The organism is Phaeacidiphilus oryzae TH49 (genome assembly GCF_000744815.1).
In the GTDB taxonomy this organism is placed as follows: Bacteria; Actinomycetota; Actinomycetes; order Streptomycetales; family Streptomycetaceae; genus Phaeacidiphilus; species Phaeacidiphilus oryzae.
This window is the reverse complement of record NZ_JQMQ01000005.1, coordinates 6,211,675-6,226,340: the sequence shown is the minus strand read 5'-3', so window position 1 is coordinate 6,226,340 and position 14,666 is coordinate 6,211,675. Positions and strand designations below refer to the sequence as shown.

Below are 14,666 nucleotides of genomic sequence, written 5' to 3'. Positions count from 1 at the left end.
CTCCACGGTGACGGGTGGTGCCACGGAGTACTGCCTGGTGCCCTGCGGGTACTCGCCGGTAGGCGTCCCGCCTCTCTTGAGTAGCAGACGGCACCCCCGCCGCACAGTCCTCCGACGCCGACTTTCGCCCGGCATCTGGAGAATCCACCCATCAGTAACCTGACATGCCCATGTGAGATAGCCGCAGTACGCCGCCCGGTCGGGGCATCATGGGGGGATGCCCGAGGGTGACACCGTCTATCTCGCCGCCCACCGCCTCCACCAGGCGCTGGCCGGCCGCGAGCTGGTCCGCGCCGATCTGCGGGTGCCGCGGCTGGCCACCGTCGACCTGACCGGTGGGACGGTCACCGAGGTGGTACCGCGCGGCAAGCACCTGCTGATGCGGATCGAACGGGACGGCGCCCGCCGCACCCTCCACAGCCATCTGCGGATGGACGGGCGCTGGGACATCAGCAAGGCCGGCGAGCGGTGGCGGGGCGGGCCGGCGTTCCAGGTGCGGGCGGTGCTGGGGAACAGCCGGTACACGGCGGTCGGCTACCGCCTGCCGGTACTGGAGCTCCTCGACACCGCGGAGGAGGAGCAGGCCGTCGGCCACCTCGGCCCGGACCTCCTCGGCCCCGGGTGGGGGCCGGAGGCCGCGGCCGAGGCGGTACGCCGGCTGGCGTCCCGGCCCGAGCGGGCGCTCGGCGCTGCGCTCCTCGACCAGCGGAACCTGGCCGGCATCGGCAATGTCTACCGGGTCGAGCTGTGCTTCCTTCGCGGGGTGACGCCGTGGATCCCGGTGGGCGAGCTCTCCGAGGCGGACCTCGCCCGCACGGTCGCGCTGGGGCGCCGGCTGCTGTGGGCGAACCGCCTCCGCCACGGCCACGTCACCACCGGCGACACCCGGCCCGGCAGGCGCCACTGGATCTACGGCCGCGACCGCACGGGCTGCGGCCGCTGCGGCGGCCCGGTCTCCACGACCCCGCCCGGCGCCGACCCGGAGGACCGCGTCACCTACTGGTGCACCCACTGCCAACGCGGCCCGTCCCCCACAGCCTGACCCCGCAACCGGCCAACGGTCCGCAACCCGGACCGCGCCGCCGCAGGCGCGCCTCAGGGGCGCGAGGAACTGCGCGGCCCAGACACCACCCCGCCGCACACGGCAACGGCCAACGAGCTGCAACCCCAACCCCGCCGCCGAGCACACCAAACTGCCCTACCGCGCCGCGCAGTTCCCCGCGCCCCCAAGTCGCTCCGCGACCCCGGCGCCGCAGGCGCGATCAAGGGGCGCGAGGAACTGCGCGGCCCAGACACCACCCCGCCACACACGGCAACGGCCAACGAGCTGCAACCCCAACCCCGCCGCCGAGCACACCAAACTGCCCTGCCGCCCCGCGCAGTTCCCCGCGCCCCCAAGTCGCTCCGCGACCCCGGCGCCGCAGGCGCGATCAAGGGGCGCGAGGAACTGCGCGGCCCAGACACCACCCCGCCACACACGCCAACGGCCAACGAGCTGCAACCCCAACTCCGCCGCCGAGCGCACCAGACTGCCCTGCCGCCCCGCGCAGTTCCCCGCGCCCCCAAGTCGCTCCGCGACCCCGGCGCCGCAGGCGCGATCAAGGGGCGCGAGGAACTGCGCGGCCCAGACACCACCCCGCCGCACACGGCAACGGCCAACGGGCTGCAACCCCAACTCCGCCGCCGAGCGCACTGACTGCCCTGCCGCACGGCGCAGTTCCCCGCGCCCCCGAGGCGCGCCTGCGGCGCGCGGGTCGCAGACGCGACCCCGTCGCCGCAAGCTGCGGCTAGAGGCGTCAGCCCTGCGTCGCGGGGACCGGCGCCGCGGTCGGCGCCTCCGACGCCTGCGCGCGTTCGGACTGCGCCAGCTCGCGGCGCGCGGTCGCCAGTACCGCGATCGCCGCCAGCAGGGTCAACGCGCCCACGTAGAACGGGACATGGACGTTGAACGCGTCCACCATCCGCCCCGCCGCATAAGGCGCCAGCCCGCCCCCGATGAATCGGACGAAACCATACGCCGCCGAGGCAACCGGCCGCTCGACCGGCGAGATGGTCATCACCGCCTGCGTCGTGACGGTGTTGTTCACCCCGCAGAAGACGCCCGCCACGATGACGCAGCAGATCAGCACCGTCCGCTGGTTCGTCCACAATCCGATCGCGGCCATCGTGAGAGCGAAAAGGAAGAGATTGGCGTAAAGCGTCCGCGCGATGCCCAATCGCCGCTGCAGCGCCGGCGCCCCGAACACCGCGAAGACCGCCACCAGCACACCCCACCCGGTGAACACCAGCCCCAGCTGGATCGCCCCAAGCCCCATCGGGAACGGCGCATAGCCCAGCATCGTGAAGAACGCCCAGTTGTACAGCAGCGCCGCGACGGACATGGTCAGCAGCCCCCGATGCCGCAGCGCCCGCAGCGGCGCGCTCAGCGAGGTGCGCTGGGCCGGCTTCGGCAGCGGCTCGACCAGGACGACCGTCGCCAGCAGCGCGATCGCCATCAGCACGGCCACCCCGTAGAACGGCCCCCGCCAGCTGACCTCCCCCAGCAGCCCGCCCACCAGCGGCCCGAAGGCGATGCCGACGCCCAGCGCGGTCTCGTAGAGGATGATCGCCCCGGCGAAGCCGCCGGTGGCCGAGGCCACGATGACCGCCAGCGAGGTGGCGATGAAGAGCGCGTTGCCGACGCCCCAGCCGGCCCGGAAGCCCACTATGCCGCCGATGCTGCCGCTGGACCCGGCCAGCGCGGCGAAGACGACGATCAGGCAGAGCCCGTAGATCAGGGTGCGCTTGGCGCCGATGCGGCTGGAGACCCAGCCAGTGATCAGCATGGCCACCGCGGTGACCACGAGGTAGCTGGTGAAGAGCAGGGTCACCTGGGTCGGCGAGGCGTTCAGCTGGTGGGAGATCGCGGGCAGGATGGGGTCGACGAGACCGATGCCCATGAAGGAGACCACGCAGGCGAAGGCGACCGCGAAGACCGCCTTGGGCTGTCGGAAGGGGCTGGCGTGCGCGCCGCCGGGGGTGCCACTCACGTGCTGTGCTCCTTGCTCGGAATCGGTTCAAGGACGACGTACACGGTGCTCAAAAGGTACGTGCAAGATACACCTATTCCCCGCGGTCCAACCACTGCCGCGCACCGGTATCCGGCGCCCTCGCGGCCCGTATCCGACAAAGCGCCGCCCCCGCTCCGGCTGGTGGAAACAGCGCGGAAAGGGGGCGGCGTTCGGTAGTGGTCGGATATGTGGTCGGTTGTACGTATCGAGCCGGGGTCAGTCCTCGTCCAGCCGCGGCAGGTTGGAGCTCGCGCGGTGGCTGCGGGCCCCGACCTCTGTAGTGAACATGACCCTGTGGTCCAGGCACTCCTGGTGCACCGTGCAGGGCACCGTCAGTATCTGGTCCGGGTCATGCCACTCGATCTGCGAGAACCGCAGCCCGTGCACCATGTCGGCGTGGCTGTTCCGGCCCTCGTAGCTGATCCGCATCGGGCCGGTCTCACTGCCGGGGTGGGCCAGTGGACAGACCAGGCTCGGTTTGTTCGGGTCGCGGGTACGCCCGCCGCGCTTCTTCTGCGGAACACGCGGCTGCACGATCTGCGCGCCACCGAACACGTCACCCTGGATGGCCTGCGCGGCCGGCACCCCGCCGGGCACAGCGGCGTCCCCGGCGGCCAACTCCTGCTGGCCGCCGAGTTGTTGCTGAGCACCCGGCTGCGCGCCCCCGCCGGCGAGCTCCGCGCCGGAGCTCGCGCCGACGCCCGCGCCCGCCCCCATGCCGCCCAGCTGCTGCTGTTGCGGGACGGAGACGAGCTGGGGCTCCGGCTTGGGCCGCTTACGGGCGAGCGCCTTCTTCTTCGGCTGCTCGACCTGCTGCCCGCGCTCCTTGTAGAGCTCCAGGAAGGGTTCGAGCTGAAGATGGCACCGGTCGCACAGGTCGACCCTGCGCACCGGCCCGTCCAGCGCGAGCTCGTGCTGGTGCCGAGCCGGCACCCGCTCGAGACCCAGCAGGTCGCACCAGTCGCACCAAAGCGAGATGGTGACGTCCTGGGCCATCAGGCCGACTTCTTCCCGCGCTTGGAGTCGGAGCGGCGGGAGCTCTCCTCGATGCTGGCAATGCGGAGGATGCCCTTGTCGTCACTGCTGATGCGGCCGGAGCCGCGGGGCATCTGGTAGCCGTCCGGGTAGGAGTAGTGCGAGGCCACGATCCGGCCGTAGGAGTCCAGGATCTGGTGCCGCTGCGCGTGGCAGCGGCAGACCAGGACTCGGTCGAAACCGCCGTCGTCCCGCCGCGTCGCGGTGTGGGGGCGCCAGTTGTGGCCGAAGTCCCGGCACTGGAGTTGCTGAAACGACAGTCCGGCCGCGTAGTCGCGGACCGCATCGACGTCTGCGAAGTGCGTTGCGTCCATGCTTCGGCAGATTAGAGCATCGCGCGCGGAGTTGGAGCACTGGTGCCCGCACTCACACTGCGAAAAGAGGAATTCAGGGCTCGATTCCGGTCCGCATACGCAACTTGTGTATGGTGACGTCACCATGAGTGGTCGTCGGACCTGGATCGGCCGTTCCGACACCCCTCCGAGGCGCCTCTCGCCGACGGGCCCATCGGGCCCGGTCGGAGAGCACCTTACGGGTTCTTCCCCGCGGGATATCCATCCGCCCCCGCCTTTACGTTCGAGTAAGCGGGTCACACAGCGCCGCGGGAGATCCCCGGGTGCGGAGGGACGGCACTCGGCGAGGCGACAGCGGGCGTCCCGGCGGCTCTGGCCGCGTCGGCCACCGCGCCCGGCGGCGGAGCCAACTCGACTGCGGCGAAGCCCAGTTCGGGGCGCGACCGGCCCCGCCGCACGCCCCCGCCGGCCGGCCCCCGCGCCTACACCGCCGTTCGCCGGGCGGCCGGGCGCGCGACGGGCGCGACGGGCTGTGGGAGGGACCGGGCCGCCGCCCACGCCGCCGGCCGCCGGGCCGCCGCCCGCCCCGCGCCGGGATCCGCCTCGACTCCCGGCTGCGGGCCGCCCCTTGGCAGGAGGCGGCACGCCACCGGGCGGTCCCGAAGGAAACCCCGCGTCCCCCGAGGCGGAGGAAGCGCCGGGGCGGGATCAGATGTGCCGGCCCCCGGAGATCTCCAGTACCGTCCCCGTCACATACGACGAGAGCCCGCTCGCCAGGAAGAGGACCACATCGGCCACCTCCTCCGGCTCCCCCGCCCGTCCCATCGGCACCTCGGCCTGCTTGGACGCCCAGACGTCCTCCCGCAGCGCCTCCGTCATCCGGGTCCGGATCAGCCCCGGCTGCACCGCGTTCACCCGGACGTTGCGGAAGGCGACCTCCTTCGCGGCCGCCTTGGTCAGGCCCACGATGCCGGCCTTGGCCGCGCTGTAGTTGGTCTGGCCGATCATGCCGACCTTGCCGGAGATCGACGAGACGTTGACGATCGACCCGCCGCCCTCCTGCTCGCGCATCACCGCGGACGCCGCCCGGGTGCCCAGCCAGCAGCCCTTGAGGTGGACCGCGATCACCGCGTCGAACTGGTCCTCGGTCATCTTCCGCATGGTGGCGTCCCGGGTGATCCCGGCGTTGTTCACCATGACGTCCAGCGAACCGAAGGCCTCCACCGCCGCGTCCACGGCGGCCTTCACGGCCTCCGCCGAGGTGACGTCGCAGCCCACCGACCGCGCGACCGCCGGGCCGCCCAGCTGCTCGGCGGAGGCGGCGGCCAGCTCCGGGTCGATGTCCGCGATCAGGACCCGCGCCCCCTCCTCCACCAGCCGCTTGGCGATGGCGAAGCCGATGCCCTGCGCCCCGCCGGTGACCAGCGCCGACTTACCCGCTACCAGCATTCCCATGACTCCCTTGTGCTGCCTGATCCGTCCATGTGAGCCGGCGAGCCGTCAGAGCGTCTCGCCGGTGCCGAGGATCGCGGTGACCTGGCTGGAGAGGGTCCCTCCGTTGCCGTGGGCCAGCGCCACCTCCGCGTCCGCGACCTGCCGCTCCCCGCAGGTCCCGCGCAGCTGCCGGACCGCCTCGATGACGGTGAACACCCCGTACATCCCCGGGTGGCAGTAGGAGAGCCCGCCGCCGTTGGTGTTCACCGGCAGCCGCCCGCCGGGGGCGATGGCGCCGTCCGCGACGAAGGACCCGCCCTCCCCCTTGGCGCAGAAGCCGAGGTCCTCCAGGAAGAGGACGGGGTTGATGGTGAAGGCGTCGTAGAGCTCGACCACGTCCACGTCGGACGGCCGCAGCCCGGCCATCTCGAACGCCCGGCGGCCGGAGTCGCGCGCGGCGGTGACGGTGAGGTCGGGCATCCGGGAGATGTTCCGGTGCCAGGTGGCCTCCCCCGCGCCCAGCAGGTACGCCGGCTTCGGGCCGCCGTTCCGCTCCAGCTCCCGGGCCCGCTCGGCGGAGACCACGACCAGCGCGCCCCCGCCGTCGGTGACCAGGCAGCAGTCCCGGACCGTCAGCGGGTCGCTGATCATCCTGGAGCCCAGCACCTCCTCACGGGTGAGCGGCTCGCGCTCGAAGGCAGCCGGGTTGAGCCGCGCCCACTGCCGGGCCGCGACCGCGACGTCCGCCAGCTGCTCGCGGGTGGTCCCGTACTGGTGGATGTGCCGGGCGGCGGCCAGCGCGTACATGCTGACCGGGTAGCGCGGCCGGTAGGGGCCCTCGTACGGGTCCGGCTTGGACGGGGAGACCAGCCGGCCGCCGTCCGAGCGCTGGGTGGAGCCGTAGACGATCAGCGCCACCGAGCAGAGCCCCTCCTCTACGGCCGCGGCGGCGTGCAGCAGATGCGAGACGAAGGAGGACCCGCCGATGTTGGTGCCGTCGATGTGCCTCGGCCTGATGCCCAGGTACTCGGCGGTGTCCATGGCCGCCAGGGCGTAGTAGGAGGAGGCCGTGAAGAGGCCGTCCACCTCGGACTTCCTGAGGCCGGCGTCGGCCAGCGCGCGGGCGGCGGCCTGCCCGCAGAGGTCGAGCGGGGTCAGTCCCTCGGCGACCTCGCCGAGGTCGGACTCGGCGACGCCGACGACGGCGGCGCGTCCGCGCAGAGAGCCGGAAGTCATGCGGTGGGCCCGCCCTTCGTCTCGGTCCGCTGGAACACGGCGATCGGCTCGCCGTCCTGATCGGCCGTCAGAAAGCCGACCCGGTCCCCGATCCGGACCTCGTCCGGCTCGGTCCCTTCCACCCGGGACATCATCCGGAAGCCCTCGTCCAGGTCGATCAGCGCCACGTTGTGGACCCCCGACCGGCCGCGGACGGCGGTCGTGGAGTAGACCTCGCCGAGGCCCGCACTGCGCCGCCAGTCCAGCTCCTGCGAGCCGCACTCGGGGCAGAGCACCCGGGGCGGGTGGACCGCCGCCGCGCAGCCGCCGCAGCGCTGGTAGCGCAGCTCGCCGACGGCCAGCCCGGCCCGGTACACCGGCCCGGGCGCGGCTGACGCCACGTCACTCACCCTGTCGTTCACGCCTGTCCTCCGCTCTTCCGGTTCCCGCTCAGCACCACCAGGCCGTCCACCGCGACGGCGCCCTCGCCGGACGGGCCGAGGAGCAGCGGGTTGACGTCCAGTTCGGCCAGCTCCTCGCCGAGGTCGGAGGCCAGCCAGGAGAGCCGGACCACCGCGTCCGCGGCGGCGTCCACGTCCAAGGCGGGGCCGCCGCGCACGCCGTCCAGCACCGCGGCGGCGCGCAGCGAGCGCAGCAGCCGTACGGCGCCCGGGTGGTCCAGCGGGGCGACCGCCGCCCGGCTGTCCGCGAGCACCTCGACCAGCACCCCGCCGAGGCCGGCCACGACCACCGGCCCGAAGGCCGGGTCCCGCTTGGCGCCGAGGATCAGCTCGGTCCGCCGGCCCTCGGCCATCCGCTGGACGAGCACCCGCGGCCGGCCGTACTCGCCCGCCAGGCCCAGCAGTTCGGTGGCGGCGGCCCGGACCTCGCCGGGGTCGGTCAGGCCCAGCCGGACCCCGCCGAGGTCGCTCTTGTGGCCGATCGCGGCGGAGAGCACCTTGACCGCCACCGGACCGCCGAGTCCGGCCGCGGCGGCCACCGCCTCCTCGGCGTCGCCGCAGGGCACGGAGGGCGCGACCGGCAGCCGGTAGGCGCGGAACAGCCGGGCCGACTCCGCCTCGTCCAGCCGGGTGCGCCCGGCCGCCCGTACCGCGTCGACGACCGCGCGGGCCGCCGCCGGATCGCAGTCCTCCGGGCGGACCGGCGCGGGCAGTGCCGGGCGGAGGCTGTGGTCGGCGAGCCTGGCGAGCGCCGCGGCGGCCCGCCCGGGGTCCGGGTAGCACGGGATGCCGAGCTCCTGGAGGCGGGCCGGGGCCCGGCCGTCGCCGCCGGTCCAGACGACCGCGATCGGGATGTCGGTGGCCCGGTAGGCCTTCTCGATCGCGGCCACCAGCTCGTGGCCGTTGCGGGAGGCGTTGCCGAGGAGCACCGCGATCATGTCGGTGCCGGGGTGCTGGACGGCGACCTCCAGCGAGCGGTTGAGCAGCGCGGTGTCGCTGATCAGCGAGGCGGTCAGGTCGACCGGGTTGCGGGAGGAGCCGTAGGCGGGGATGACCGCGGCCATCCGCCGCTGCCACTCCTCCTCCCACACCCCGACGGTGAGGCCGTTGGCCTCGGCCTCGTCGGCCATCAGCGCCCCGGCTCCGCCGGAGAGCGAGAGGGTGGTGAGCCGGCGGCCGCGGGCCCGGCGGCCGGTGGCGAAGATCTGGGCGGCGTCCAGCATCGGCTCGGTGCCGGGCACCCGGACGATGCCGAACTGCCGCGCCACGCTGTCGAACACGGTGTCCTCGCCGGCCAGTGAGGCGGTGTGCGAGGCGGCGGCGCGGGCGCCGGCGGCCGAGCGGCCGACCTTGACGGCGACGATCGGCTTGTCGGCGGCGTGCGCCTTCCGCGCGGCCGCCAGCAGGGTCGGCCCGTCGCTGACCCCCTCCAGGTAGGCCAGCAGGACCTTCGTCTCCGCCAACCCCACCAGCAGGTCCAGGAGTTCGGCGGTGGTGAGGTCCGACTCGTTGCCGGAGTTGACGAACTGGGAGAAGCCGATGCCGGCCCGCTGGGCGGCGGAGAAGATGAAGGTGCCGAAGGCGCCGGACTGGGTGGCGAAGGCGACCGGGCCGGTGCGCAGCCCGCCGTCCTCGTCGAGGGCGGAGGTGAAGGTGGGCACCACCCCGTCCGCGACCCCGATCAGCCCGAGGCAGTTCGGGCCGAGCACCCGCACCCCGGTCTCCCGTGCCGCGGCCAGCAGTTCGGCCTGCAGCCGCGCGCCCTCCGGCCCGGTCTCGGCGAAGCCGGCGGCGCCGACGATGGCCGCCCGGATGCCGCGCCGGCCGGTGGCGCGGACCGCCTCGGCGGCGCCGCGGGCGTCCACCATCAGCATGGCCAGGTCGATCTCGCCGTCCACCGCGTCCAGCGACGGGAAGGCCGGCAGGCCCTGGACGGTCGCCCGGTGCGGGTTGACCGGGATGATCCGGCCCCGGAACCCGAACCGCTTGAGGTAGTCGACGGGCCGGCCGCCCAGTTTCACCGGGTTGTCGGAGGCCCCGACCACCGCTATCGACCGCGGCCGGAAGAGCACCCGGGCCAGCTCGGCGCCGGTCAGCCGCGGGCTCACCCGGCCGCCCCGCGCAGCAGCTGCTTGGCGATGATGACCTTCTGGATCTCGCTGGTGCCCTCGTAGATCCGGAACAGCCGGGCGTCCCGGTAGATCCGCTCCACGACCGCGCCATGCATGTAGCCCATGCCGCCGTAGACCTGGACCGCCCGGTCGGCGACCCGGCCGAGCATCTCGGAGCAGAACAGCTTGGCGCTGGACGGGCCGATCCGGGTGTCGCTGCCGTCGTCGAAGGCCTCGGCGGCGGCGTGCACCATGGAGCGGCCGGCGAACAGCTCGGCCTGGCTCTCCGCGAGAAGGCCCTGCACCAGCTGGAAGCGGCTGATCGACCGGCCCCCCTGGGTCGCGGTGGCGGCGTACTCCACGGCCGCCTGCTGGGCGCGCTCGGCCTGGCCGACGCAGATCCCCGCGATGTGGAGGCGGCCGCGGGTGAGGGAGGCCATGGCGGCGCTGAAGCCGTCGCCCTCCGCGCCGAGGAGGGCGGAGGCGGGGACGCGGACGTCGGTGAAGCCGACCTCGTTGGTGACCGAGCCGTGCTGGCCCATCTTCACGTCCGGCTCGGAGACGGTGACGCCGGGCCGGTCGGTCTCCACCAGGAAGGCGGACATCCCCTGGTTGGCGGGGGTCTCCGGGTCGGTGGCGGTGCGCGCGAAGACCACCAGGAGCTGGGCCCGGGAGGCGTTGGTGATGAACCGCTTGGCGCCGTTGAGCACCCAGTCCGCGCCGTCCCGCACCGCCCTGGTGCGGACGCCGGACGGGTCGGAGCCGGCGCCGTCCTCGGTGAGGGCGAAGGAGGCGACCGCCTCGCCGGAGGCCAGCCGGGGCAGCCACCGCTGCTTCTGCTCGTCGTCGCCGAAGTTGACCAGGGCCTTGCCGGCGATGCCGTTGTTGGTGCCGAGCATCGACCGGAAGGCGGGCGTGGTCCAGCCCAACTCGATGGCCAGCCGGACGTCCTGACGCATGTTCAGGCCGAGGCCGCCGTACTCCTCGGGCAGCGCCCAGCCGAACAGGCCCATCTCGGCGGCGGCGGTGCGCAGCCGCTCCGGGATCTCGTGGCTGTTCTCGATCTCGTCCTCGAGCGGGACGACCTCGTTGCGTACGAAGTCGCGAACGGTCCTGATGATGTCGTCGAAGACGTCGCCCTCGTTGGCCAAGCTAGTCATGCGACGGAACGTAGCACCGCACCGAGTGAGTGATCTAACACCGATTCGCCCCTCGATCTATTCGCCGCCGCGACATAATGTGGGCCGCCATGGAGCTGCGCCACCTGCAGGCCTTCGTCGCCGTCGCCGAAGAGCTGAGCTTCAGCCGGGCGGCGGCCCGGCTGCACATGACCCAGCCCCCGCTCTCCCAGCAGATCAAGCGGCTGGAGCGGGAGGTGGGCGCCCAACTGCTGCACCGCACCACCCGGAGCGTCGAGCTGACCGCCGCCGGCGAGGCCTTCCTGCGCGAGGTGCGGGTCGGCCTGGAGGCGATAGCCGGCGCCCAGGAGGCCGCCAGGCGGGCGGCGGCCGGGCAGAGCGGGCGGGTGCGCCTCGGCTTCTCCGGGCCGACCTCGTACCGCGAACTGCTGTTCATCACCCGGGAGTTCCGGGACGCCAGGCCGTCGGTACGGCTGGAGGTGGTCGGCCCGCTGTACGCCGGGGAGCTGGCCGAGCGGCTGCTGCGGCTGGAGATCGACGCGGGGCTGCTGCGGCTGCCGCTGCCGGAGGAACTGGTGCGGGCGGGCGGCGACGGGGGCGGGCTGCGGGTGCGGGAGCTGATCCGGCACTCGCTGGTGGCCGCGGTGCCGCAGGACCATCCGCTGGCCGCGCAGAGCGCGCTGCGCTTCATCGACCTGGACGGCGTCCCGCTGGTCAACTACCCGTCCGGGCGCGGTTCGACGATCCGGGGGATGCTGGCCACCTGGTTCCGGGAGCGCGGGATGCGGCTGGTCGAGGCGCAGGAGGCGCCGGACACCCACACCATCCTGTCGATGGCGGCGGCCGGCGCGGGCGTCGGCCTGGTCCCGGTCTCCGCCGCCCACCTCACCGTCCCCGGCCTCCGCTTCCTCCCCATCGTCGACGCCCCGCCGGTACCGCTGGGCCTCGCCTGGCGGGCGGACGACCCCAACCCGGCCCTGGACGCCCTGATCACTGTCGCCGAGGGCGTCCGGGAACGCCTCGGCGACCTCGCCGACCTCCCGGGGGCCTGAGCGTCGCGGCCGCGCCCGCCTCAGCAGAGCGGCGCGGGCAGATCGGCCGACTCCAGCGCCTCGTCGCGCCGGTCGTGGTCGTGGATGTGGGTGACCTGTTCGAGGTTGTGGTGGAAGACCCGGTACACCGGCGCGGCGGCGGGGGCGAGGGCCGCAGGGCGAGCACCGCGGCCCGGGGGAACGCGATGGTCTCCTCCACCGCCAGGGGTCCCGCGCCGTCCTTCGGCTCCGCGAGGAGGAACTCGGCCGCCGCGTCGCGGTCGCCGGTGGTCCCGGCGGCGGCGTCGGGGCGGTGCCAGTGGGCCTGGGGGTGGAGCAGGGCGGCGAGGACGTCCGGGTCGCCGAGCAGGTGGGCGGTGCGCAGACGGACGGCGAGCAGGCGGTACCCGGTCGGCATGGCGCTCCCTCTCTCTCCTGGGACGGTGGCGCCCCCGCCGCCGCGCGGGTGCGGGCGGCGGCGGGGCACCGGGGGTGGTCACACCGGCCGGGGCTCCTCGGGCTCGGTGGACGCGGACCGCGGGAGCGGCCCGGTGGCCGCGCCGACCCGGGCGGGGCGGCGCGGGATGAGCCGCTGGCGGTGGTGCTCCTCGGTGAGGTCGTGCCGGCGGGCGTGCAGCAGGTCCCGCAAGGTGATGATGCCGACCACCCGGGGGCGTTCGGCCGGCGCGAGGACCGGCGCGCAGGTCAGATCCAGCTCCGCGAACCGGTAGGCCACCTCGCGCAGGGTGTCCTGCGGGTCGAGGGTGAGCTGGAGCGGCCACGCGGCGTCCCGCACGGTCCGCGCCCCCGTCCCGTCCTCGGCCGGCGCTCGGCCAGGGCCCGCGCGGTGGTGTGCCCGACGGGGGTGCCGTCGGCGTGGGTGACGGGGATCAGGTGCCCGTGCCCGGAAGCCGCCTCGACGCGGTCCAGCAGGGCCTGGTCGAGCGGGGTGTCCTCGACCAGCACGGCCGGCGCCGGGCGCATGACCTCCTTGACGAAGAACGTCTCCAGGGGATCGGTGGAGTACTCGCGCGTCAGATGGAGCCCGCGGCGGGCGATCTTCTCGGTGAGCACCGAGCGCTTGAGGATCAGCGCCGAGAGGCCGTACGCGGCGGTGGAGGCGACCAGCAGCGGCAGCAACGCGCCCCAGACATGGGTGAGTTCGAGGGTGAACACGATCCCGGTGAGCGGCGAGCGCATCACTCCCCCGACGACGGCGGCCAGCCCGAGCATCGCCCAGAAGCCGCCCGCCACATGGGGGAAGAGCATCCCCTCGGCGGCCCCGAGGGCGCCACCGATCATGAAGACCGGGGCCAGCACACCGCCGGAGGTGCCGGAACCCAGGGAGAGCGCCCAGATCAGCGTCTTGACCACGAGTACGCCGACGATCAGCCCCACGGTGGCCCGCCCGGTCAGCAGTTGGTCGATGACGTCGTAGCCCACGCCCAGCGCGCGCGGCTCGACGAGGCCGCCGAGGCCGATGACGCAGCCGCCGATGGCCGGCCACCACATCCAGTGGATCGGCAGCCGGACGAAGGCGTCCTCGGACCGGTAGACCAGCCAGGTGGCGGCGGCCGCGAGGGCCCCGCCGCTCAGTCCGCACACCGCGGCGAGGAGTTCCACCTCGGGAGACAGGTGGAGGCCGGTCGCCGGGACCGCCACCGGGAAGATCGGGGCGCGGCCGAGGAGGAACCCCCGGCACACCGTGGAGACCGCCACCGCGGCGGCCACCGGCACGAAGCTCCGCGGCCGCCACTCGAAGAGCAGCAGCTCCACCGCCAGCAGCACGGCGGCGAGCGGCGAGTTGAACGTGGCGGCCATGCCGGCCGCGGCCCCGGAGACGAGGAGGGTCTTCCGCTCGTCCGCGGTCAGATGGAGGAGCTGGGCGAGGATCGAGCCGATCGCGCCGCCGGTCATGATGATCGGCCCCTCGGCGCCGAACGGCCCGCCGGTCCCGATGCTGACCGCGGCCGAGACCGGCTTGAGCACGGCCACCTTGGGCTGGACGGTGCTGCCGCCGGTCAGGATCGACTCGATGGCCTCGGGCATGCCGTGGCCGCGTATCTTCTCCGAGCCGAAGCGCGCCATCAGGCCGACGATCAGCCCGCCGGCCACCGGCGCCCCCAGCACGAGCCACCAGGGGTGGTGCACCCGCCCCGGCGCGATCATCGCGGTGTTCCAGCGCTGGTAGAAGACGAGGTTGGTGACCAGTCCGATCAACCGCAGCAGGCCGAGGGCGGCCAGCGCGCCGGCGCCGCCCACCGGCAGCGCCCAGGCGGTGATCTTCAGCATCCGGGGCTGGACGGTGAAGTCCCCCAGATGGGCCGCGCGCGGTCCGCGCCGGGCGCTCACAGCGGCACCGGCCCGGTCGGCAGCGGAAGGTCCGACGGGTCCTCGGCCACCACGCGGTGGAGGCTCCGCAGACCCTCGGCGGTCGCGGCGCGCTGCTCCGGGGTCAGCGCGGCCAGCACGCGGCGCAGCTCGCGCCGGCGCCAGGCGAGCGCCCTCTCGACCAACTCCCGTCCCCGAAGGGACAGTTCGAGGGCCACGACGCGCCGGCTCTCCGGGTCACGGCCGCGCTGGAGGTGACCCGAGGCGGCCAGTCGGTCGGCCAGCCGGGTCACGGACGAGGCGCCCAGACCCAGGGCGCGCGCCACCTGCGAGGAGGAGCAGCGGCCCAGGTCCCGGAGGGCGAGGAGGAGCCGCATCTGGGGGAGCGAGACGCCGTCGCCGGTCTCGTCCAGGCTGCGCAGGGCGATCCCGATCAGGTCCCGGGTCGCCTGCTGAAAGGCCTGCACCTCGGCCGCGTCCGGTTCTTCCCCCGGCGCTTCCGGGGGTTCGGGCGGGGTGGTCTCACGCTGGTCTTTCACCATGGCGCAAGTATTGCATACGGCAAC

Annotated in this window: 13 protein-coding genes; 2 read left to right on the top strand and 11 right to left on the bottom strand. The window is 73.8% G+C overall.

All coding sequences use genetic code 11. The features are described from left to right. Positions 1–217 precede the first annotated feature (217 nt). Entirely contained in the window at positions 218–1,042 is an 825-nt protein-coding gene (locus tag BS73_RS31380; protein ID WP_037577753.1) for a DNA-formamidopyrimidine glycosylase family protein, read from the top strand. A 754-nt stretch (positions 1,043–1,796) separates the two neighbouring features. On the opposite strand, the gene BS73_RS31370 is transcribed toward BS73_RS31380, so the two are convergent. The 8 genes from BS73_RS31370 to BS73_RS31335 form a co-directional block, all read right to left on the bottom strand. Further along, on the bottom strand, positions 1,797–3,029 hold the full coding sequence (locus BS73_RS31370; RefSeq protein WP_051941203.1) for an MFS transporter: 1,233 nt from the start codon (positions 3,027–3,029) through the stop codon (positions 1,797–1,799). Positions 3,030–3,266: 237 nt separating this feature from the next. After that, positions 3,267–4,046 (bottom strand): hypothetical protein, encoded by a 780-nt coding sequence (locus tag BS73_RS31365; protein WP_037577751.1) that lies wholly within the window; start codon positions 4,044–4,046, stop codon positions 3,267–3,269. Further along, complete coding sequence (locus tag BS73_RS31360; RefSeq protein ID WP_037577750.1) at positions 4,046–4,399, bottom strand: hypothetical protein; 354 nt, start codon at positions 4,397–4,399, stop codon at positions 4,046–4,048. The genes BS73_RS31365 and BS73_RS31360 overlap by 1 nt, the downstream gene beginning before the upstream one ends. 687 nt (positions 4,400–5,086) lie before the next feature. Then, positions 5,087–5,827: a 3-oxoacyl-ACP reductase FabG gene (gene fabG / locus BS73_RS31355; RefSeq protein WP_037577749.1), complete on the bottom strand. Its 741-nt coding sequence runs from the start codon at positions 5,825–5,827 to the stop codon at positions 5,087–5,089. A 51-nt stretch (positions 5,828–5,878) separates the two neighbouring features. Next, positions 5,879–7,048 (bottom strand): thiolase, encoded by a 1,170-nt coding sequence (locus BS73_RS31350; RefSeq protein ID WP_037577748.1) that lies wholly within the window; start codon positions 7,046–7,048, stop codon positions 5,879–5,881. Beyond that, entirely contained in the window at positions 7,045–7,449 is a 405-nt protein-coding gene (locus BS73_RS31345) for a Zn-ribbon domain-containing OB-fold protein (RefSeq protein WP_152617793.1), read from the bottom strand. The genes BS73_RS31350 and BS73_RS31345 overlap by 4 nt, the downstream gene beginning before the upstream one ends. Next, positions 7,446–9,596 carry an acetate--CoA ligase family protein gene (locus BS73_RS31340; RefSeq protein WP_051941201.1) on the bottom strand — a complete coding sequence of 717 codons (2,151 nt, stop codon included), beginning with the start codon at positions 9,594–9,596 and terminating at the stop codon, positions 7,446–7,448. The genes BS73_RS31345 and BS73_RS31340 overlap by 4 nt, the downstream gene beginning before the upstream one ends. Then, positions 9,593–10,759, bottom strand: a complete 1,167-nt coding sequence (locus tag BS73_RS31335; RefSeq protein WP_037577747.1) for an acyl-CoA dehydrogenase family protein — start codon at positions 10,757–10,759, stop codon at positions 9,593–9,595. Before BS73_RS31335 ends, BS73_RS31340 begins: the two co-directional genes overlap by 4 nt. An 89-nt stretch (positions 10,760–10,848) precedes the next feature. Here BS73_RS31335 and BS73_RS31330 point away from each other — a divergent pair, with 89 nt between their 5' ends. Beyond that, on the top strand, positions 10,849–11,790 hold the full coding sequence (locus BS73_RS31330) for a LysR family transcriptional regulator (RefSeq protein ID WP_037582078.1): 942 nt from the start codon (positions 10,849–10,851) through the stop codon (positions 11,788–11,790). A gap of 475 nt (positions 11,791–12,265) precedes the next feature. Here the strand turns inward: BS73_RS31330 and BS73_RS40130 are convergent, their stop codons facing one another. The 3 genes from BS73_RS40130 to BS73_RS31315 are packed head-to-tail and all read right to left on the bottom strand — an operon-like array spanning position 12,266 to position 14,642. Then, the gene (locus BS73_RS40130; RefSeq protein ID WP_235215594.1) at positions 12,266–12,505 is read right to left on the bottom strand and encodes a hypothetical protein; all 240 of its coding nucleotides are present in this window, start codon (positions 12,503–12,505) and stop codon (positions 12,266–12,268) included. Beyond that, entirely contained in the window at positions 12,475–14,121 is a 1,647-nt protein-coding gene (locus BS73_RS31320) for a chloride channel protein (protein ID WP_235215593.1), read from the bottom strand. The genes BS73_RS40130 and BS73_RS31320 overlap by 31 nt, the downstream gene beginning before the upstream one ends. Further along, on the bottom strand, positions 14,118–14,642 hold the full coding sequence (locus tag BS73_RS31315; protein WP_084704495.1) for a MarR family winged helix-turn-helix transcriptional regulator: 525 nt from the start codon (positions 14,640–14,642) through the stop codon (positions 14,118–14,120). The genes BS73_RS31320 and BS73_RS31315 overlap by 4 nt, the downstream gene beginning before the upstream one ends. Positions 14,643–14,666: the final 24 nt, after the last annotated feature.

Excerpts from the sequence above, each read along its gene's own strand:
- BS73_RS31380 (WP_037577753.1), top strand. The coding sequence starts at position 218 with ATGCCCGAGGGTGACACCGTCTATCTCGCCGCCCACCGCCTCCACCAG.
- BS73_RS31365 (WP_037577751.1), bottom strand. The coding sequence starts at position 4,046 with ATGGCCCAGGACGTCACCATCTCGCTTTGGTGCGACTGGTGCGACCTG.
- BS73_RS31360 (WP_037577750.1), bottom strand. The coding sequence starts at position 4,399 with ATGGACGCAACGCACTTCGCAGACGTCGATGCGGTCCGCGACTACGCG.
- fabG (WP_037577749.1), bottom strand. The coding sequence starts at position 5,827 with ATGCTGGTAGCGGGTAAGTCGGCGCTGGTCACCGGCGGGGCGCAGGGC.
- BS73_RS31350 (WP_037577748.1), bottom strand. The coding sequence starts at position 7,048 with ATGACTTCCGGCTCTCTGCGCGGACGCGCCGCCGTCGTCGGCGTCGCC.
- BS73_RS31335 (WP_037577747.1), bottom strand. The coding sequence starts at position 10,759 with ATGACTAGCTTGGCCAACGAGGGCGACGTCTTCGACGACATCATCAGG.
- BS73_RS31330 (WP_037582078.1), top strand. The coding sequence starts at position 10,849 with ATGGAGCTGCGCCACCTGCAGGCCTTCGTCGCCGTCGCCGAAGAGCTG.
- BS73_RS31315 (WP_084704495.1), bottom strand. The coding sequence starts at position 14,642 with ATGGTGAAAGACCAGCGTGAGACCACCCCGCCCGAACCCCCGGAAGCG.